Here is a 19,861-nt window from a genome sequence, read left to right as displayed (position 1 = left end):
CGCCCGACGGACGAAACCACGCCGTCGCGTCGTGTTTGCGATCAGAGCTGCTGCCCTTGCACCACGTGCCGGAAGCGGCCTAACCGCCTTCCTACTCGTTCCGCGCGATCGCCGTCAGCTTGGTCATGTTCCGCAAGAGAATGCGGCCGCGCTGGAGATCCAGAATCGCCTCCTTGCGCCAGGCCTGAAGCTGGCGGTTGACGCTTTCGCGGGCGGCGCCGACGAAGACGCCGAGCTGCTCCTGCGAGATGTGCACCTCGGAGCCGAAATCGGCGGCGAGTGCGCAGAGCCGCCGCGCCAGCCGCACCGGCAGCGGCTGCAGCATGGACTCTTCCATGCGCTCGCTCTGCCAGCGGATGCGCTGGCACAGCAGCGCGATGATCTTGATCGCGACTTTCGGCTCGCGCTCGAGGAAGCCGAGGAAATCCTCGCGCCGCAGCACGAACAACTCGCTGGTCTCGCCCGCGGTCGCATCCGCGGTGCGGCTCTGGCCGTCCAGGACCGCAACCTCGCCGAACAGGTCGCCCGGACCCATGAAATTCAGCGTCAGCCGGCTGCCGTCGGAGGCGCCGGTCTCGATCCGGACCTGGCCACGGCGCACGCCGAACAGCGCGTTGCCGGGATCGCCTTTCTGGAACAGCAGCTCGCCATTGGCCAGATGCTGGGTGTGGCAGAGATTGGACAACCGCTGGAGCTCGTCCGCGCCGAGATCCGCGAACATCGCGTTCATCTTCAGGATGACCGCAAATTCGGCCTGCTTGCTCATTTCAATGTCCTCGTCAATTTGGGCGTAAATGTCCTTGGCAAATCGCTTGGAACCATCAACGTCAGGATCGCGTAAAACCACGCCGGAGAAGTGTGTCATAAGTCACATAACTTTGCAGCACCCCCCAACTATTTTTGCGCCCTTGGAGCCGCTTCCCGTCCCGGGATAAACTCATGTGCAACAGACGGGTGATCTGCCGGTTCGCCGCCCATTGTCCGTCGTTGGGAAGTCGAGATGAGAGCACTGAAGTTCGTCGGCGCGGCACTGGCCGTCGTCATCGTCGTGATCGCAATCCTGCTGGTGGTCGGGATCCCCTCCGGCTTTCTGACCGCGACGATTGCCGCGCGGGTGGAGAGCGCGACCGGCTATCGCCTGTCGATCGACGGCACCACCAAGATCAGCCTGTGGCCGACGCTGAACGTCACCCTGAACGACCTCACGCTGCAGGACCCGAAGGACCGCAACGGCATCACGCGCCTGACGATCGACAGCGTGCAGGCGGACATGTCGCTCTCCAGCGTGTGGTCGGGCCGCCCCAACATCAGCGAGCTCGTCGTCACCCATCCCGTGCTCTACCAGCCGCTGCTGCGTGAGCGCCTGCCGAATGCCGGCAGCTCGTCCAGGCCGCTCACGCTCGACACGGGCGGCGCGACCATCGGCCAGATCAGGATCATCGACGGCGAGGTTGCCTTCGCGCGGGTGCGCGATCGCGTCGAGGGCCGCATCAGCGCCATCAATGCCGATGCCCTCGTCGGCCGCGACCGCAAGCTCGACATCACCGGCACTGCGCGCGTCGGCGAGCACCCGACCAAGTTCGACGTCAAGGCGACCACACCGGCGGCGCCGGGCGAGCGGCAGGCGATTCCGGTCGATTTCGCCATCGACATGCCCAGCGTGCTGAAGTCCCAGCTCGCAGGGCATGCCGAGATGCGGATGAACGGCGATGTCGTGATGATCAACGGCGTGAACGGCAGGCTCGGCGACGGAACGTTCAACGGCTGGGCGTCGGTCGACATCGCAAGCAAGCCTCTGGTCAAGGTCGATCTCGACTTCCAGCGGCTCGCGATTCCGCTGGCGAAATCGCCGCAGGGTACGGCCGGCCAGCCCTGGAGCAATGCGCCGATCGACGTGTCCGGGCTCAATTATGTCGACGCGCAGGTGAGGATCTCGGCGAACGAGGCCGTGATCGGCGATGCGCGCATCGCGCCACTCGCGCTCGATGCCAAGCTCGCCGGAGGCGTGCTGAAGGCCGGCACGGCCAATCTCGGCGCCTATGGCGGCCAGGTCTCGGGCGAGGTGATCCTGGACGCGACCACCGGCGCGCCGAGCTTTGCCATGCATTCCGACCTCGTCGGCGTGCGGGCACTGCCGCTGCTCCAGGGTCTCGCCCAGTTCGACCATATCGACGGCAAGCTGCAGGCCAAGCTCGCCTTGCGCAGCGCCGGCACCAGCCAGCGCGCGCTGATGGCGAACATGCAGGGCACGGCCTTCGTCAATTTCCAGGACGGCGCGATCCGCGGCATCAATGTCGCGCAGATGATCCGCTCGCTGACCACGAGCACGCTGTCGGGCTGGCAGGAAAACCAGAACGCGAGCCAGGAGCAGAGCACGGACCTGTCGCAGCTCTCGGCCTCCTTCCGCATCGACAAGGGTCAGGCGGTGACGACCGATCTCAATCTGATCGGGCCGCTGGTGCGGGTCACCGGCGCCGGCACCATCGCCCTCGACACCAAGATGATGGGCTTTCGTGTCGAGCCGAAGCTCGTGATGACGACGGAAGGCCAGGGCCGCACCTCCGATCCGGTCGGTTTCGGCATTCCCGTGATGATCCAGGGCACTTGGTCGCAACCGCGGATCTATCCCGATATGGCGGGCATGCTGGACAATCCGGATGCCGCCTATGCCAAGCTGCGCGAGATGGGCAAGGGCCTGTTCGGTCCTGACGGCGCCGGGCTCGGCAATATCCTGGGCAACCTCGGTCTCGGTGGCACCGCACCGGGCGGCAACGCGGCGGGCAATGCCAATCCGCAAGGTCAACAGCCGGGACAGAACAATTTGCTCGGCGGCCCGTTGGGCGAGGCCATCGGCAATCTGCTCCAGCAGGGCCTGTCAAGCGGCGCGGGGCCAGGCGCCGGTGCTGGCACCGGCCGCAGCCGCAGCCTGCCGGCAACACCATCCACGCCGGCCCCACAGGCCTCCCCGGCGCCCCCGGCTCAGGACGACGCATCGGTGACGCAGCAAGACAGTCAGCCAATGAACGACGTGCTGCGGCAGCTCTTCAATCGGTGATCGGCGAACCAAATTCGCCGCTTCTCCGCCTGCTCTTTTTTCGGCCGCCCCGGCGCCCACGGCGGGTAACCACAACGCTGGCCCGGCCCGCCCCTTGACAATCCCCCGGCCCAAACTGTGGTAGAAGGCTCGAAAGGGCCGTACGGCCCGTAGCGCGCAGCGTCAGTGGCGGCGCGAGAGGATCGGGATGGCAGGAGCGAACGACAAGACACGGTTTCTGCGCGAGGGCCTGTTCGCCAAATACGTCGTCTCCCTCGTCGGCCTCGTCGTGTTCGTGCTCGCTGTCAACGGCGCGATGGAGACCTGGATCTCCTATCGCGCCACCCGGACGCAGCTGACCGATGGGCTGGAGGACCGGGCGCAAGGCGCCGCCCGGCGGATCGAGCAGTCGATCTCGGAGCTCGAGCGCCAGATCAGCTGGGTGACCCGGGCGAGCCAGGACACGCTCGAGAAGCGCCGCGCCGACTATGCGTCGCTGCTGCACCAGGTCTCCGTCGTCAACCAGCTGTTCCAGCTCAACGGCGAGGGCCGCGAGGTGCTGCGCGTCTCGCGGCAGTCGACCACGACCGGCAGCAATGCCGACCTCTCCCGCGACATGCGCTTCACCGAGACAGTCGCCCGCGGCGTCAGCTACGCGCCGGCCTGGTTCGCGGACCGGACGCCGTACATGTCGATCTCGGTGGCGCATTCCGGCTTCAACGCCGGCGTCACGGTCGCCGAGATCGATCTCAGCTTCCTCTCGGAGCTGCTGTCGGATGCCCAGGTCGGCAAGGCGGCCTTTGCCTATGTGGTCGATCCGCGCGGCCGCGTGCTGGCGACGTCCTCGAGAGGGCCCGACGTCGGCAAGGACCTGTCGAAGCTGCCGCAGGTCGCGGCCGCGATCGCGCCCGGCGGCGAGCCCGCCACGTCGGGCACCGACTTCAACGGCCATTCGGTGATGAGCGCCGCGAGCACGGTGCCGAAGCTCGGCTGGAGCGTGCTGTTCGAGCAGCCGACCACCCAGGCCCTGATGCCGATCCGCGACCAGCTGGTGCGCATCGCGCTGCTCATCGGCATGGGCCTGATGGTCGCGATCCTCGCCGGCACCCTGCTCGCCCGCCGCATGATCATCCCGATCACGGCGCTGCGCGACGGCGCCCACAAGCTCGGCGAGGGCGATTTCAGCCACCGCATCGACGTGCACACCTCGGACGAGCTGGAGGACCTCGCCGGCCAGTTCAACCGCATGGCCGATCAGATCCAGGAGACCTATTCGAACCTGGAGACCAAGGTCGACGAGCGCACCCGCGATCTCGCGCAGTCGAACCACGAGCTCAAGGTGCTGGAAGAGGTCGGCCGTGCGGTCGCCTCCTCGCTCGATCTCAACGCCGTGCTGCCGACGATCGCGGCCCGCGCCATCGAGATCACCCATGCCGATGCCGTGCTGATCTACGGCTACGACGCCACAGAGCGCCGCTTCAACCTGGTCGAGGCGGGCGGCATCGACAGATCGGCCGAGGGTGCGCATGTCACCATCGAGGAAGGGGCGAACATCCTCAGCGATGCCGCGGTCAGCGGCGCGCCGATCGCGCTGGCCGATCTCGACGAAGCCGCCGAGCAGCCGCTGCGCGACGTCGCGATCAATGCCGGTTTCCACTCGGTGCTGGTGGTGCCGCTGGTCGATCAGCAGGGCACGCTGGGCTCGCTGGTGGTGTTGCGCCGTGCCAGCGGCGCGTTCGCCCCCAGCATCATCGGCCTGATGCGCACCTTCGCCAACCAGGCGGTGCTGGCGATGCGCAATGCGCGGCTGTTCACCGAGGTCGATCACAAGGGCCGCGAGCTGGCGGCCGCGAACGAGACCGTGCGCGCCCAGGCCGACAAGCTCAAGCAGCAGACCGAGCAGCTCAAGGACTGGAACAAGTCGCTGGAGGCGCGGGTCAAGACCCAGCTCGGCGAGATCGAGCGCATTCGCAAGCTCGAGCGTTTCCTGGCACCGCAGGTGGCGCAGCTGATCGCCTCCTCCGACAGCCCCGAAGGGCTGCTCACCAGCCAGCGCCGCGAGGTGACCGTGGTGTTCTGCGATTTGCGCGGCTTCACTGCGTTCACGGAAGCAACCGAGCCGGAAGAGGCGATGAATGTGCTGCGCGAATATCACGCCGCGCTCGGCAAGCTGATCTTCAAATACGAGGGCACACTCGACAAATATGCCGGCGACGGCGTGATGGTGCTGTTCAACGCGCCGATCCAGTTCGAGGACCACACCAAGCGCGCCGTGAAGATGGCGATGGAGATGCGCGACACCATCGGCCCGCTGACCGAGCGCTGGCGCAATCGCGGCCACAGCCTCGGCTTCGGCATCGGCATCGCGCTCGGCTATGCCACGCTCGGCCAGGTCGGCTTCGAGCAGCGGCTGGAATATGCCGCGATCGGCAGCGTCACCAACCTCGCCTCCCGCCTCTGCGGCGAGGCCAAGGCCGGCCAGGTCGTGGTCAGCCGCCGCGTCTACGGCATGGTCGAGCCGTGGGTCGAGGCCCGCGCCCTCGACGATCTCCAGCTCAAGGGCTTCAATCACCCCGTGCTTGCGATGGAGATCCTGTCCTGGCGCGAGGAGGTGGACAACGTGGTCGACGCCTCCGCGGCAAGGCGGCGAGGTTAACCCAAACAAAAAGTGCGAAAACAACCCCATGCACAGTAGACGGTGCGTGCGGGATCAATGGGTTACGCAGGACCCCCGCGAGCGCTTGCGTCGTTGACACGTCGGGCAAAACCCTCGCATCCCTACCTCCCCACCCGAACCACATCCCGTCTCCCCGCGACCAACCATCGCCTCAACGGCGAGGCTCGAACTCGGATGGAGACGACCCGTGGCGTTTGCCTTGCCTTCGCGTGCCTATGATTTGCAGATGCTGGATCGTCCCGTCGACCGCGCGCGCGACCAAGGCTGGGTCTATGGGCTGCCGCCGGGCATCGCGAGCGAACAATGGCCGCTCGATCCGGTCAGCGGCTATCCGCTGATGCACGGGTTCACGCTTCTGCTGCCGGAGGATTATCGCGTGCATGGCCCGGACATCGTCGCGGTGTCGTTCTTTGCCACCGCACCCGATCACAATGACGGCGGCGCGCCCGACGACCCTGAAATCCGCGAGGCCGTGCTGGCGCGCCCCGCGCATCCGCGCCTGTCGCGCATGACCGACATTCTCGACTACGAATATGCGTCGCTGCTGCTGTCCAGGGCCGAATATGAGGGCGCGTTCGCCACGCCGCCCGCGCCGCTGGCGCTTGCGACCGCCGAGCGGCCGCGCTGGCTCGATGTCGGCGGCGCCAGCGCCTTCCACGAGGCTGCCGCGCCCTACGCCAGGAAGATGTTCGCCGCTCCGCCGCGCGCCGATCTCCGCGAGACGCGCGCGATCGCCCTGACGCCCCGCGCGATTGATCCCAATGCCGGCAAGGGCCCGCAGGACAAGGACACCCGCAAGAACCCGCCGACCGGCTACCAGCCCTATTACTATTTCGTCGGCGGGGTGACGAACGGCGACAATTTCCGCCTGCATGAGTGGGTCAAGGACCACGCCCCCAACCATCTCGGCGGCACGATGCGGCCGATGCAGCTCGAGCCGGAGATGAGCCCGTTCTATATCGAGTTCGAGGAATATTTCGGCGGCTACAATTTCGGCGGCGGCAACGCGCAGCTCGACTTCAGGGATATGAAGTTCGACTGGGCGTGCAGCTAGCACCGTCTCTTGGCTACGCAGGCGGCCAAGCCCTGTAGCGAGGACCGGCGCCTCCAGCACGACCGTGACGTGTAGCGACCCAGGAAAATCGATTTTCGATTATCTATTGACCCCGGGGTGCCGTCTTGCAATCATCCCGCGATGGGTCCGCTTCAGTTCGATATGTCCGGAAACCCCGGCGATGGTCCGCGCAGCCTGACCTCGGCGCTGCATGAGCGGCTGCGCGCCGACATCCTGGCGGCGCGGCTGATGCCGGGCCAGAAGCTGCACATCGCCGGCCTCGCCAAGCAGTTTTCGGTGAGCCTTGCCGCCGTCCGCGAGGCGCTGTCGCGGCTCGTCGCCGACGGTCTCGTGCAGGCGTCGGACCAGCGCGGCTTCCGCGTCAGCCCGGTGTCGCTCGCCGATCTCGCCGACGTGACCCAGACCCGGATCGACATCGAGGGGCTCGCGCTGCGACGTTCGATCGAGCGCGGCGATGATGCCTGGCTCGCCTCGGTGAAGTCGACCTGGGCGGCGCTGAAAGCCGTCCCCTATCACTACCCCGATGATCCGACCGTGCATTACGAGGAATGGGTGATCCGTCACCGCATCTTCCATCGTGCGCTGGTCAATGCCTGCGGCTCGCCATGGCTGCTCGGCTTCCGCGACGTGTTGCACGAGCAAAGCGAGCGATATCGCCGTCTCTCGATCCGTCGCGAGCCCGGCGTCAAGCCGCGCGACGTCGAGGCCGAGCACGAGGCGATCGTCGCTGCCGTGATGAAGCGCGATGCGGATGCGGCAGTTCGCGCCTTGTCAGAGCATTTCGGCACGACCAAGGAATTCGTCGAGCTCGCCGCCTCGCGCATTGCGGAGGTGAGCCGCACGACCTGACGATCCGGAAAAATCCGGCACACAAACAAAAAGAGACCGGGAGGAAACAGAATGAAGATCAATCGCCGTCATGCGTTCATGTCGCTCGTTGCCGCCGCGATTCTGACGGGACCTGCGAGCGCCGCCGACACCATCCGCGTCGGCCTGCCCACGAAGACCTACTGGCCGACGACGATCGCCGAGACCGCGGTGCGCCAAAAGCTGTTCGAGAAGGAAGGCATCAAGGCCGAGCTGACCATCTATCGCAGCGGCGCGGAGACCTTCGAGGGCATGGCAGCAGGCGCGGCCGACATCATCCTCGACCCGCCGTCGCTGGTGTCCGCCGGACGCAAGAAGGGCGTGATGTCGCGCATCGTCGCCAACGCCGCAATGGGCAATTTCGGCTGGCAGTTGATGGTGCCGACCAAGTCCACGCTCGACGTCAAGGACCTCAACGGCAAGAAGGTGGCGATCACCGCGGCCGGCTCGGGCTCGGACCTGCTTGCGCTGTGGACCATCCAGGACAAGAAGATCGACTTCACGCGTGTCCCCGTCGGCGGCGGCGGCCTTGTGCCGAACCTTTTGGCCGGCAATGTCGAGGCCGCCGTGGTCTATTCGCCGCTGAGCTTCCAGATCTCGAAATCCGGCGAAGCCAAGACCATCCTCGACTACGCGACCGCGGTTCCGCCCAACCTCACCGCAGGCTGGATCGTGCTCGACAAATTCGCCGAGGCCAAGCCTCAGCTGGTGCAGAAGGCCGTCAACGCCCTCTACGGCGCGGTCGCGTTCATGCGCGCCAACCGCGACGTCACCGTCAAGCTGATCGCCGAGCTCTACGAAATGCCGCCGGAGATCGCCGGCCTGGAATACGACAACACGATCATGAAGCTCGAGACCAGCGGCGACATGGGGGCGGCCAATGTGAGCGCCGCCGTGCAGCTGTCGCTCGACCTCGCCAAGCTCGGCGGGCTCAAGGACATCGTGCCGGTGGAGGACGTGATCTCGACCAAGTTCAAGCCCGTCCCGACCAAGTAGTCGCGATGCAGAGCACGCTCGCCATCAACCTTGCGCGGATCGCGATCATCGTCGCGGTCCTGGCGCTGTGGGAGGTGCTGTCGCGCACCGGCATCGTCAATGCGCGCCTGCTGCCGTCGGCGTCCGACACCTTCGTGACGCTCGGCGACCTGCTTCAGCGCGCGGCCGTGCAGAAGGACCTGATGGTCACCGCGACCGAGGTGCTGACGGCGTTCGCGCTGGCCGTGCCCTTCGGCGCGTTGATCGGCTTCCTGGTCGCGGAGAACCGTTACTTTGCCGATGTCGCCAAGCCGCTGCTGTTCTTCGCCTTCAGCATCCCGAAATCGATCTTCCTGCCGATGTTCATCCTGGTGTTCGGCGTCGGCTTCGCCCAGAAGGTCGGCTTCGGCTTCTTCTCAACGATATTCATCGTGATCATGTCGACCACGACGGCGGTGGAGTCGGTCAAGGTCGAGCATCTGACGGTGGCGCGCTCCTATGGCGCCACGCCGATGCAGACCGCGTTCCGGGTCTACCTGCCAAGCATGCTGCCGGTGCTGCTCGAAGCGCTGCGGATCTCCATGATCTTCAACCTCACCGGCGTGATCCTCGCCGAGATGTACGCCTCGCGCGACGGCATCGGGCACCAGATCGCGACCTGGGGCGAAAATTTCCAGATGAAGCAGCTCCTCGCCGGCGTCGTGATGGTCGCCGCGATCGCCATGACCTTCAACGAACTTGTCAGATGGGTGGAAACGCGATGCAGCCATTGGCGAACGTGACCCCTTTGAAGCCCGCCGCGCGCGCCGGCGCGATCGAGGTCAAGAACGTCGGCCAGGTGTTCAAGACCCGGTCGCAGGACGTCGTCGCGCTGGAGGACGTCTCGCTGGAGATCAAGCCCGGCCGCTTCGTCGTGCTGGTCGGCCCCAGCGGCTGCGGCAAGTCGACCCTTCTGATGATGATGGCGGGCCTGCGCCAGCAGACTGCGGGCACCATTACCATCAGCGGGGCGCCGATCCTGCAGCCCGACCCCGACCGGGTCGGCGTGGTGTTCCAGGAGGCGAGCCTGTTTCCCTGGTTGACGGCGGAGGACAATGTCGAGTTTCCGTTGGCGCTGCGCGGCGTACCCAAGGCCGAGCGCCGCGCCAAGGCGCAGGATGCGCTCAAGCTGGTCGGGCTCGACGGTTTCGGCAAGCGCCATCCGCATGAACTCTCGGGTGGCATGAAGCAGCGGGTCTCGATCGCGCGCGGGCTGGTGCAGGATCCGCCGGTGCTGCTGATGGACGAGCCGTTCGCGGCGCTCGACGAGCAGACGCGCATGACCATGGGCGACGAGCTGCTGCGCATCTGGGCAGCGACCGGCAAGACGGTCGTCTTCGTCACGCACAGCCTCACCGAAGCCGTCTATCTCGCCGACGAGGTGATCGTGATGTCTGCGCGGCCCGGGCGCATCGTGGACCATCTTCAGGTCCAGCTGCCGCGGCCGCGGACCTACGAGATGCTCAGCGGCGATACCTTCGGCAGCCTGCGCGACCGCATCTGGCGGCATATCCGCAAATCGGCGTGAGACGAACGATGAGCGCCAGGATGAGTGCCAGAATAAGTGCAAAGACGCTGCGATATCTGATCGTGATCGGCTTGATCGCGTTGTGGGAGCTGCTGCCGCGCACCGGTCTGATTGCCGAGCTGTTCCTGCCCTCGCTATCGTCCACGCTGATGGCCGGGTGGACCGACGCGGGTGAATACGGCCATGCGCTTGCGGTCACGCTCTACGAGGTCGTTGTCTCCATGGCGTTCGCCTGCGGCGGCGGCATCCTGCTCGGCGCCATCGTCGGCAGCCTGCCCGGCCCGCGCGTGCTGATCATGCCGATGGTGTCGAGCCTCTACGCGGTGCCACTGGTGATCCTCTATCCCGTGTTCACGGTGTGGCTCGGCATCGGCTCGGAATCCAAGATCGCGTTCGCCTCGATCTACGGCTTCTTGCCGACGATGCTCGCGACCGCCGCCGGCATCCAGACCATCGACCCGCAACTCCTGCTCGCGGCCCGCAGCATGGGCGCGACGCTGAGCCAGCGGCTGGTCCGCGTCATCATCCCTGCGGCGATCCCCACGGTGCTGTCCGGCCTGCGTGTCGGCGGCGCGCTGGTGATCGTCGGCGTCGTCGTCTCGGAGATGCTGATCTCCTCGGCCGGCATCGGCTATCTGATCTCGCGCTACCGCACGATCCTCGACAGCGCCCACGTCTTTGCAGGCGTGCTGCTCGTGCTGTTCCTCGCGATCGGCTTCAACGCCGTGATCCGGTGGATCGAGCGCAAGGCCGCGATCTGGCAGACCGGCACCCGCGGCGGCCAGGCCAATGACGACGTCGCGACGGGCGCGATGCAGCCGGCGACCTGAGGTATTGGCGTGTACGATCTGACGCTGACATTCGACAACGGTCCCGATCCCGACGTGACGCCGCGCGTGCTCGATAGTCTCGGCAAGCGCGGGATCAAGACCACCTTCTTCGTCATCGGCGAGAAGCTTGCCGACTCGAAACGGCGCGACCTTGCGGCGCGTGCGCACCGGGAGGGACATTGGATCGGCAACCACACCTTTACGCACAGCATTCCGCTCGGCGAGCAATCCGGACGCGGCACCGCTGAGACCGAGATCGGCCGCACGCAGGATGCGATCGGCGATCTCGCGCATCCGCAGCGCTGGTTCCGCCCGTTCGGTGGCGGCGGCAATCTGGACAAGCGGCTGCTCAAGCCGTCGGTCGTCGATTATCTCACCCGCAACAGACACAGCTGCGTGCTCTGGAATTCCATTCCGCGCGACTGGGACGACCCCGACGGCTGGACCGAGCGCGCGCTCGACCAGTGCAGCCGGCAGCCCTGGACGCTGATGGTGCTGCACGATCTGCCGACCGGCGCGATGGCGCATCTGGACCGCTTTCTCGACCGCGCCGGTGCGGCCGGCGCCCGCTTCCGCCAGGACTTCCCACCGCCATGCGTTCCGATCCGGCAGGGCGAGATCGCGCTTCCGATCGACGACTATGTTTCCTCCATCGAAGAGAGTGTCTGACCGATGAAAGTCGCAAGCTTCACGATCGCCGCCCAGGCGAGCTATGGCCTCGTCACCGACAAGGGTGTCATCGACGCCGGCAGGCGCCTGAAGGCGTATCCGACGCTGAAGGCGCTGCTTGCGAAAAGCTCGCTCGACGAGTTGAAGAAACTCGCCGGCGAGAAGCCGGACTACGCGCTCCAGGACGTCGCCCTGCTGCCGACGGTCCCCGATCCCGACAAGATATTCTGCATCGGCGTCAACTACGCCACGCATCTCGCCGAAAGCGGTCACCCGACGCCGGCGCATCCGATGATCTTCACCCGCTTCGCCAACAGCCAGGTCGGCCATGGCCAGCCGATGATCCGGCCGCTGGAATCCGAGCGTTTCGACTATGAGGGCGAGATGGCCGTCATCATCGGCAAGGCCGGCCGCCGCATCTCGCGCGAAGTTGCGCTCGGCCATGTCGCCGGCTATGCCTGCTACAATGACGGCAGCATCCGCGACTGGCAGCGCCACACCTCGCAATTCGCGCCGGGCAAGAATTTTGCCGGCACCGGCGGCTTCGGCCCGTGGATGGTCACGACCGACGAGCTGACCGATGTCAGCAGGCAGACGCTGATCACCCGACTCAACGGCGTCGAGGTGCAGAAGGCGCCGATCTCCGATCTCGTCTTCGACGTGCCGGCCCTGATCGCCTATTGCTCGACCTTCACCGAGCTCGTGCCCGGCGACGTGATCGTGACAGGCACGACCGGCGGTGTCGGCGCCTATCGCACGCCGCCGCTGTGGATGAAGGGCGGCGATGTCGTCGAAATCGAGATCTCCGGCATCGGCATCCTGCGCAATCCCGTCAAGGACGAGGGATCGGCCGCGGCAACGCGCGCGGCCTGACCCTTCGCGCTCAACGACAATAAGAAGGAGCACCCCATGCCCATGCCACCGCACATCCTGCCGACCACCGTGGTCGGCAGCTATCCGCAGCCGGAATGGCTGGTGAATCGCGCCATGCTGTCGAAGGTGGTGCCGCGCACGCGCCTGCACGACATGTGGCGGTTGCCGGCGGAGCATCTGGAGGAAGCCCAGGACGATGCCACCATCGTCGCGATCCGCGACATGGAGCGCGCCGGCATCGACATCGTGACCGACGGCGAGATCCGCCGCGAGAGCTACTCCAATCGCTTTGCCACCGCGCTCGACGGCATCGACGGGGACAGTCCGGCGATGATCGTGGCGCGCACCGGCAACACGCAGACGCCGGTGCCGCGCGTCGTCGGTCCCGTGAGGCGCAAGGGCCCGGTCGAGCTGCATGACATGCAGTTCCTGCGCAAGAACACGGAGCGCGCGGCGAAGATCACCCTTCCCGGCCCATTCACGATGAGCCAGCAGGCCAAGAACGAGTTCTACAAGGACGAGGAAGAGCTCGCGATGGCTCTCGCCGAGGCCGTCAATGCCGAGGCGCTCGATCTGCAGAAGGCCGGCGCCGACGTGATCCAGCTCGACGAGCCCTGGGTGCGCAACAATCCGGAGCTCGCCAAGCGCTATGCCGTCAAGGCGATCAATCGCGCGCTGCAAGGGATCACGGTGCCGACCGTGGTGCATCTGTGCTTTGGCTATGCGGCCGTCGTGCCCGGCTCGAACAAGCCGGCCGGCTATTCCTTCCTGGCCGAGCTTGACGACACCACCGCCGACCAGATCTCGATCGAGGCGGCGCAGCCGAAGCTCGACCTCGGCGTGCTCAAGGATCTGTCGTCGAAGAAGATCATGCTCGGCGTGCTCGACCTCGCCGACCCCGCGATCGAAAGCGTCGATACCGTCGCCGACCGCATTCGCAACGGGCTCAAGCATGTGTCGCCCGAGCGCCTGATCCCGGCGCCCGATTGCGGCATGAAGTACATGCCGCGCGCGACCGCGTTCGGGAAGCTGAAGGCCATGTGCGACGCGGCGGCAAAGGTCAGGCGGGAGATCGGCTAACCTTGTTCATGCGAGGCGTGTTTTCAGGCAAGGCGCGTTTCGGCCGCAGTCTCACGCGCCTCGCTTCGGCCCGATCGCCTCGAACGCCGCCTTCTGCTCGTCGCTCAAATCCGCCTCGAAATCGGCGAACGCATCGCTGATGCCGCCGACGGCTTGCAGCATCGTTTCTAGCCGTGCCTTCGCCGCGGCGAGGCGGGCCTGTGGTGTCGCGGCGGCTTCCGTCGGGCAGGCGCTCAGCGTCTCCATGGTGCGCAGCGTTGTATCCTGGAGCACCTCGAAGCGGGCGCGCGCAACCTCATCGAGCTTGAGCGTCGTGGCGATGTCGTCCGCGGGCCATTGCTGCTGCAACAGCTGCTCATATTGGCGCTGCGCCTTTTCGTCGTAGCGGGGATCGTAGTCCGGCTTGCAGGCGGCGGCCGCCTGCGCGTCCTTCGGCGCGTCCTTGCGCTGGACCGCGGCAAGGGCGGCGCGGCGCTCATTGGCGAGCGCATTGAGCCTGGCTTTCTGGTCGTCACTGAGAAGACCGACAAACTTCGAAAGCGGCTGCGCGACCTCGTCCGTTGCCTTGATCATGGCCTCGAGCCGCTCGCGCATCAGGCCGAGACGCTCGGAGGCTGCGGCCGGGACCTGCGCCGGACAAGCGGCGCGGATGGTGTCGCGCGCAGCATTCCAGGCGGATGCGAGATCGTCGAGCGCGGTGCGCTGCAATTCGTTCGGCTGCACGGTGCTGGCGATGCGTTCGACAGGCAAGCCGCCGGTGTCGCTGGCGTCGCAAAGAGTTTCTGCGGACGGGACTTTCCGCGCCCGCCGGCCTTGCGGCCCGGTGTAGGCGGCGAGCTCGGTGGCGGCATAGGGCGCGAAGATCGCGGCATAGATGTCGCCATAGCCATAGAGAGAGAGGCTGGTGCTGTCGCCGAGGATGATCGCATTGGTGAGATCGTCATGCGCGAACGGCCAGAACACCGGGCCGACCCAGCCATAGCTGCCGTCCGGATGGCGCCACCAGCCTTGCGGGCGCCGGCCGCCATGCCAGCCCGACAGCGCAGCCTGCGCCGTCAACGCCGCACGTATGACATAAGGGTTGGCCCGCTGGTCGCGCTCGGCGCCGCGGGGATCCTGCGATCTCAGCGCGGCCGAACGGTAGCGGCTCCCTCGCACCGCCATGCGGGAATGACGGAGGCGCGACAGGCCGAGCACGTGACCGACGGCGAAACGCGCGACCCCGACGGGGCCGCCGCGGATTCCGAATTGCGCCTCGGCCCTGCTCGGCAACAGCACTGCCACAGTCAGGAGAGCAGCGCCCGCCAACGCCAGTCCCATGCGTCCCGACACGAAAGCTGACCTGGTCACCTCGGCCTCCTCCCGGCGCCAAGCGCGCACTGCGCCGCATCACAATGACGCGCGGCGGAACCGAATGTTCCGTGGAGACACAGGGCAAAGCGTCGCGGGCGACGTTGCCTCGCTGCTTCCGGTCCTCACTCCGCCTTTTGCGGCATCACGAAGGTCTGGCCGGGATAGATCAGATTGGGGTTCTGGATCTTGTCGCGGTTGGCCTTGAAGATCACGGCGTAGCGGGCGCCGTCGCCATAGGCGCGCCGGCTGAGCGCCCACAGGCTGTCGCCGCGAGAGATCACGCGGCTGCCACTCGCTTCCGCAGGCGCACCGCTGAGCGCGTCCGCCGGCGAAGCCGATGCAACGGTCGTTTGCGCAGGCGCCCGCGCCATGGACCTGGGCTTCGGCGCGCCGGTCAAATTGGGCCGCGCCGCAGACCTGTCGGGTGCCGAGGCGAGGCGCGGCGATGCCGAGGGCAAGGCGGCCACGAGATCCGACTTGTCGTCGGTCTTCTCGGCCTGCTTCGTGTCTTGCTTTGCTTCCTGACGCGCGGCCGGTGCCGGGCGCGCCGGCGGCGGTGCGGCCTCGGCAATGGTCACGGGCATGGAGCGGTTGGATTGCGTGACGGTTCCGTCCGTCGACTGCGACCGCAAGGTCAGCTCATAGGACCCGGCCGGAAGCCGCGGCGGGGTCATCACGAACTGGCCCGACGCATCGGCCACGACGGAATCAAGCGGCTTGCCGTCCCGCAGCAGTTCGACCTTCGCGCCCGGCGTGGCTTGGCCGGCGATCACCGCCGCCTCACCATGATCGTCGACGCGCGCGACGTCGAAACGCGGACCCGCATCGGTCGCTGCCGGCGGCGGCTTGACCGGTGCCAGATCAGCCAGCGCCGCGACCTGCTTCTGCGTCTCGACCAGTGCGCCCGCCTTCGGCTCGGGTGCCGGCGATGCCGCTGGAGCCGGCGGCGCGCTGGCAGCAAGCTTTTGCTCTTCCGTCTTGGACTCAAGCTTGGACTCGAGCTTGCTTTCGGGCTTGGTTTCGGCCCTGGCTTCCGCTTTGGGCTCGACCTTGGGTTCGGTCTTGACCTCCGGCCTGGCGGCAAGCTCGGGCTTGGTCTCCGACGGCAGCAGACGGCGCAGCTCGGCGGGGCCGATCACCAGCACGGTGCCGACCAAGGCGAGCAGACAGAGTACAATGAAGGCCTTGGACGCAGTGATCATAGGAAAAAAACCTTAGTCAGAACCTCGGCTCGCAAATCAACCGAGGCCGGCAAATTGCGCCGATTTGGCTGCGGCAGCAAGACGATCATTGGGATGATGCGGCGGCCTTGCAGGTCCGGGGATGAACCGGCCCGCAGCCCTCGGCGTCAAACGGGACGAGACCGCATCGCGGCGATTCGTCGAGGCTTCCCGTGAACGCATTTTGCCGCCCTGCACCATGGTTCGCGCTTGCCCTGATGGCCGCCGCTTCCCCGTCCCCGGCCGCAGGCGGTCCGCCGCCGGGCTTCGTCCTCATCGAGGATGCCGATCTCGCCATCATCTCGCCCGACAAGGCCACCCGGCTCGAGCAGTACCGAAAGGAAGGCGAGGACTCCGACATCAAGTGGCAGGTCTGGGCGCGGCATGGCGGCGAGATGACCGAGTTGAAGCCCGAGCAGGGATATCCGGCCGGCTTCCGTTTGACCAATGACTCGCAATGGCTGGTGCGGATGCAGAAGACCGGCTCCGGCTCGCAGGACCTGTTTCTTTACCATATCGAGAAGGGCGCCTTCGTGAGCGCGACGAAGCATTCGCTCAGCGATCTCGCCTGGGCCTATTTCCGCAGCCGTCCCGAGACGCGGAAGCTGAAGCTCGACGACCACATCTCGGCCAATCTCGTGAAAGGCACGGAAGATGCATATCGCGACCTCGGCGTGACATGGCCCGACAACCGTTACCTCGTGATCTCGCTGTCGGGCGAGATGGACAAGCATCCCAGGACCGTCGCCGTGAAGGGCCTCGCCGGCTGGCGCTGCCGCTATGACCTCCAGACCGGCACCTTCGATGTGCCCGCGATGTTCGCAAATGCGAATGCAAAAGCCCTGAAGTGGGAAATCCGCCGCTGAATCCGGCAACAACCCCCTGATGCCGTTTCGATTCATATTTTCCTAACCTTCGCTGGTAACGGGGTCTTGTCGGTTTTGCGGCATCTTGTGTCCCACGGGAGGGCTGGATGGGCACGTCGATACGATGGACCGCGCGGATGCGCGCGTTGCTGCGCCGCTGGCGCGGGGCGCCGCTGACATGGCTGATCGTCGGCGGCTTCGTGCTGATGGCCGCCACCGCGATCGGCACCGCGCTCACCGTTGACCGCTTCCGGCAGAATGCGATCGAGAGCGGCCGCGACAGCCTGGAAAGCTCCGTCCGGCTGCTGGCCCGGCATTTCGACCGCGAGTTCGAGGACTTTGCGGTGCTTCAGAAGAGCATCATCGCCGAGCTCGAACGCTATGGCATCGAATCCGCCGACGTCTTCCGCAGCGAGATGGGCACGCTCGCCATGCACGAGATGCTGCGCGCAAAGGCCAGCGGCTGGTCCGACGTCGCCGGCGCCAACGTGTTCGATGCGAACGGCATCCTGATCAACTCGTCGCGGCGCTGGCCGGTCGCCGACATCTCGGTCGCCGACCGCGGCTATTTCAATCGCCTCAAGAACGATCCGGCTTCGCAGGAAGAGGTCGAGGTCGTGCCGGGCCGGTTCGGCGGCGGTCCGGCCATCGTGTTCGCACGGCGCGTCTCCGGCCCACGCGGCGAATTCCTCGGGCTGGTTTCGCGCGCGATTACCCCTGACCAACTCGAATCCTTCTTCGCCTCGACCGGGCTCGGCGAGGACTCCTCGATCGCGATGCATCACCAGAACGGTCAGCTGCTCGCGCGCATTCCGCATGTCGCGGCGATGATCGGGCAAAACTACCGCAAGGGCTCGCCGGAGCAGATGGCGGTGTTCGAGCGCACCTTCGTCACCACGAAGCTCGCGAGCCCGATCGACGGCAAGGACCGCATCGTCGCCTCGCGCCTCCTCACCGGCGAGCCGCTGGTGGTGGTCGCGACCAAATCGCTGGATGCGACGCTCGCCACCTGGCGCACGCAAACCAAGTTCTTCGTCATCGTCGCCGTGCTGTCGATCGGCCTGCTCGTGCTCACCCTCTACCTGATCTTCCGCCAGGTCACGCACCGGCTCGCGCAGGAGAAGCAGCGGCTCGACACCGCCATGAACACCATGACACAGGGCCTCCTGATGTTCGATCAGGACGAACGGCTGATCGTCTGCAACCGGCGCTACGTCGAGATGTACGCCCTGTCGAGCGAGGTGGTGAAGCCCGGCGCCCATTTCCGCGACGTGATCCAGCATCGCCACGACACCGGCTCGTTCCACGGTGACGTCTCGTCCTATTGCGACGACATCCTGCGCAATGCCGGAAACACCCAGACTGCAATCGTCGAGACCGCCGACGGCCGGCTGATCGAGATCAAGAACCAGCCCGCCGCCGCAGGCGGCTGGCTCGCCACCCATGACGACGTCACCGAGCGCATCCGCGCCGACGAGCGCATCGCCCATATGGCACATTACGACGCGCTGACCGACCTGCCCAACCGCGTGCTGATGCGCGGCCATCTGGAGCGCCGCGTCGCCGAGCTCGGCCAGGGCAAGCCGTTCGCGATCCTCTATATCGACGTCGACGAGTTCAAGGGCGTCAACGATCAACTCGGACACGAGGTCGGCGACGAGCTGCTGCGCCAGGTCGCAAACCGCCTGCGCGCCTGCGTCAGCGGCAACGACCTCGTCGCGCGGCTCGGCGGCGACGAATTTGCCGTCATCAAGGCCGGCACCAACGATCCGGCCGAGCTGACGGCACTGGCGGAAACCATCCTTGCGGCGCTCCGCACGCCCGTGAACTGCAAGGGTCAGGAAATTCCGACCGATGCCAGCATCGGCATCGCGATCGCGCCCGACCATGGCGACAAGAGCGACGATCTGCTCAAGCGCGCCGATCTTGCGATGTACGCGGCGAAGTCGGAAGGCCGCCGCACCTTCCGCATCTTCTCACCCGAATACGACGCCAAGGCGCGGCAGCGGCGGCAGCTCGAGCTCGATCTGCGCCAGGCGCTCGCGCGCGGCGAGTTCGAGGTGCATTACCAGCCGCTGGTCGACCTCGCGGCCAATGTCGTCACCGGCTGCGAGGCGCTGCTGCGCTGGCGCCACCCGGAGCGCGGCATGGTCTCGCCCGCGGATTTCATCCCGGTCGCCGAAGACATCGGCCTGATCGGCGAAATCGGCGAGTGGGTGCTGAAGCAGGCCTGCACCGAGGCTGCGAGCTGGCCCGGCCAGATCCACGTCGCGGTGAACGTCTCGCCGGTGCAGTTCCGCTCGCGGACGCTGGCGCTCAAGGTCGCCGCCGCGCTCGCCGAGTCCGGCCTTGCGCCGGGAAGGCTCGAGCTCGAGATCACCGAAACCGTGCTGATCCGCGACGACGAGGAGGCGCTGACGATCCTGCAGCAGCTGCGCGAGCTCGGCGTGCGCATCGCGCTCGACGATTTCGGCACCGGCTATTCCTCGCTGAGCTATCTGCACCGCTTCCCGTTCGACAAGATCAAGATCGACCGCAGCTTCATCAACGACATCGGTCAGTCCGAGGATTCCTCTCCGATCGTGCAGGCCGTGGTGCACATGGCCGCCGCCCGCCACATGGCGACGACGGCCGAAGGCGTCGAGACGGAGGCCCAGCGCGAGGTGCTGCGCCAGCTCGGATGCAGCCAGATGCAGGGCTGGCTGTTCAGCCCGGCCGTGCCTGCGGCGAAACTGAAGCAGCTGTTGTCGGCGCAGGCAGCGGCGGCCTAGCGGG

Annotated in this window: 16 protein-coding genes; 13 read left to right on the top strand and 3 right to left on the bottom strand. The window is 66.5% G+C overall.

Translation table 11 applies throughout. The features are described from left to right. Window positions 1-91: 91 nt before the first annotated feature. A complete protein-coding gene (locus tag HAP40_RS02655; protein ID WP_166811038.1) occupies window positions 92-766 on the bottom strand; it encodes a Crp/Fnr family transcriptional regulator in 675 nt (224 codons plus the stop codon). Window positions 767-1,000: 234 nt separating this feature from the next. On the opposite strand from HAP40_RS02655, the gene HAP40_RS02650 reads away from it, so the two are divergent. The 11 genes from HAP40_RS02650 (at window position 1,001) to HAP40_RS02600 (ending at window position 13,647) form a co-directional block, all read left to right on the top strand. After that, complete coding sequence (locus HAP40_RS02650; protein WP_166811040.1) at window positions 1,001-3,055, top strand: AsmA family protein; 2,055 nt, start codon at window positions 1,001-1,003, stop codon at window positions 3,053-3,055. A 187-nt stretch (window positions 3,056-3,242) separates the two neighbouring features. Next, on the top strand, window positions 3,243-5,690 hold the full coding sequence (locus HAP40_RS02645) for an adenylate/guanylate cyclase domain-containing protein (protein ID WP_166811042.1): 2,448 nt from the start codon (window positions 3,243-3,245) through the stop codon (window positions 5,688-5,690). Window positions 5,691-5,898: 208 nt separating this feature from the next. After that, window positions 5,899-6,765 (top strand): hypothetical protein, encoded by an 867-nt coding sequence (locus HAP40_RS02640; protein WP_166811044.1) that lies wholly within the window; start codon window positions 5,899-5,901, stop codon window positions 6,763-6,765. Between the two features lie 162 nt (window positions 6,766-6,927). Further along, entirely contained in the window at window positions 6,928-7,635 is a 708-nt protein-coding gene (locus HAP40_RS02635; RefSeq protein WP_246558248.1) for a GntR family transcriptional regulator, read from the top strand. Between the two features lie 51 nt (window positions 7,636-7,686). Then, entirely contained in the window at window positions 7,687-8,649 is a 963-nt protein-coding gene (locus HAP40_RS02630; protein WP_166811048.1) for an ABC transporter substrate-binding protein, read from the top strand. A 5-nt stretch (window positions 8,650-8,654) separates the two neighbouring features. After that, window positions 8,655-9,410: an ABC transporter permease gene (locus tag HAP40_RS02625; RefSeq protein ID WP_166811050.1), complete on the top strand. Its 756-nt coding sequence runs from the start codon at window positions 8,655-8,657 to the stop codon at window positions 9,408-9,410. Continuing rightward, window positions 9,389-10,195, top strand: a complete 807-nt coding sequence (locus tag HAP40_RS02620) for an ABC transporter ATP-binding protein (RefSeq protein ID WP_246741192.1) — start codon at window positions 9,389-9,391, stop codon at window positions 10,193-10,195. Before HAP40_RS02625 ends, HAP40_RS02620 begins: the two co-directional genes overlap by 22 nt. Before the next feature lie 8 nt (window positions 10,196-10,203). Next, window positions 10,204-11,025, top strand: coding sequence for an ABC transporter permease (locus HAP40_RS02615; RefSeq protein ID WP_166811053.1), 822 nt, complete (start codon window positions 10,204-10,206; stop codon window positions 11,023-11,025). Between the two features lie 9 nt (window positions 11,026-11,034). Beyond that, window positions 11,035-11,694, top strand: coding sequence for a polysaccharide deacetylase family protein (locus HAP40_RS02610; protein ID WP_166811055.1), 660 nt, complete (start codon window positions 11,035-11,037; stop codon window positions 11,692-11,694). Window positions 11,695-11,697: 3 nt separating this feature from the next. After that, window positions 11,698-12,567: a fumarylacetoacetate hydrolase family protein gene (locus tag HAP40_RS02605; RefSeq protein ID WP_166811057.1), complete on the top strand. Its 870-nt coding sequence runs from the start codon at window positions 11,698-11,700 to the stop codon at window positions 12,565-12,567. A gap of 36 nt (window positions 12,568-12,603) precedes the next feature. Further along, the gene (locus HAP40_RS02600; protein ID WP_208024832.1) at window positions 12,604-13,647 is read left to right on the top strand and encodes a uroporphyrinogen decarboxylase family protein; all 1,044 of its coding nucleotides are present in this window, start codon (window positions 12,604-12,606) and stop codon (window positions 13,645-13,647) included. Window positions 13,648-13,698: 51 nt separating this feature from the next. On the opposite strand, the gene HAP40_RS02595 is transcribed toward HAP40_RS02600, so the two are convergent. Together HAP40_RS02595 and HAP40_RS02590 are read right to left on the bottom strand one after the other, a co-directional pair. Then, a complete protein-coding gene (locus HAP40_RS02595; protein WP_166819180.1) occupies window positions 13,699-14,967 on the bottom strand; it encodes a Spy/CpxP family protein refolding chaperone in 1,269 nt (422 codons plus the stop codon). A gap of 155 nt (window positions 14,968-15,122) precedes the next feature. Further along, window positions 15,123-16,202, bottom strand: a complete 1,080-nt coding sequence (locus HAP40_RS02590; RefSeq protein ID WP_166811059.1) for a LysM peptidoglycan-binding domain-containing protein — start codon at window positions 16,200-16,202, stop codon at window positions 15,123-15,125. A 191-nt stretch (window positions 16,203-16,393) separates the two neighbouring features. Between HAP40_RS02590 and HAP40_RS02585 the strand changes: the two genes are divergently transcribed. Continuing rightward, window positions 16,394-17,086, top strand: coding sequence for a hypothetical protein (locus HAP40_RS02585; RefSeq protein ID WP_166811061.1), 693 nt, complete (start codon window positions 16,394-16,396; stop codon window positions 17,084-17,086). Window positions 17,087-17,193: 107 nt separating this feature from the next. Beyond that, window positions 17,194-19,857, top strand: a complete 2,664-nt coding sequence (locus tag HAP40_RS02580; RefSeq protein WP_166811063.1) for a bifunctional diguanylate cyclase/phosphodiesterase — start codon at window positions 17,194-17,196, stop codon at window positions 19,855-19,857. Window positions 19,858-19,861 lie beyond the last annotated feature (4 nt).

The organism is Bradyrhizobium sp. 1(2017) (assembly GCF_011602485.2).
Lineage (GTDB): Bacteria > Pseudomonadota > Alphaproteobacteria > Rhizobiales > Xanthobacteraceae > Bradyrhizobium.
This window is presented reverse-complemented; position numbering and strand designations above follow the sequence as displayed.

Coding starts and splice junctions, on each gene's coding strand:
- HAP40_RS02635 (WP_246558248.1), top strand. CDS start 6,928: ATGTCCGGAAACCCCGGCGATGGTCCGCGCAGCCTGACCTCGGCGCTG.
- HAP40_RS02605 (WP_166811057.1), top strand. CDS start 11,698: ATGAAAGTCGCAAGCTTCACGATCGCCGCCCAGGCGAGCTATGGCCTC.
- HAP40_RS02655 (WP_166811038.1), bottom strand. CDS start 766: ATGAGCAAGCAGGCCGAATTTGCGGTCATCCTGAAGATGAACGCGATG.
- HAP40_RS02595 (WP_166819180.1), bottom strand. CDS start 14,967: ATGGGACTGGCGTTGGCGGGCGCTGCTCTCCTGACTGTGGCAGTGCTG.
- HAP40_RS02625 (WP_166811050.1), top strand. CDS start 8,655: ATGCAGAGCACGCTCGCCATCAACCTTGCGCGGATCGCGATCATCGTC.
- HAP40_RS02620 (WP_246741192.1), top strand. CDS start 9,389: ATGCAGCCATTGGCGAACGTGACCCCTTTGAAGCCCGCCGCGCGCGCC.
- HAP40_RS02590 (WP_166811059.1), bottom strand. CDS start 16,202: ATGATCACTGCGTCCAAGGCCTTCATTGTACTCTGTCTGCTCGCCTTG.
- HAP40_RS02645 (WP_166811042.1), top strand. CDS start 3,243: ATGGCAGGAGCGAACGACAAGACACGGTTTCTGCGCGAGGGCCTGTTC.
- HAP40_RS02650 (WP_166811040.1), top strand. CDS start 1,001: ATGAGAGCACTGAAGTTCGTCGGCGCGGCACTGGCCGTCGTCATCGTC.
- HAP40_RS02600 (WP_208024832.1), top strand. CDS start 12,604: ATGCCCATGCCACCGCACATCCTGCCGACCACCGTGGTCGGCAGCTAT.
- HAP40_RS02580 (WP_166811063.1), top strand. CDS start 17,194: ATGGGCACGTCGATACGATGGACCGCGCGGATGCGCGCGTTGCTGCGC.
- HAP40_RS02615 (WP_166811053.1), top strand. CDS start 10,204: ATGAGCGCCAGGATGAGTGCCAGAATAAGTGCAAAGACGCTGCGATAT.
- HAP40_RS02630 (WP_166811048.1), top strand. CDS start 7,687: ATGAAGATCAATCGCCGTCATGCGTTCATGTCGCTCGTTGCCGCCGCG.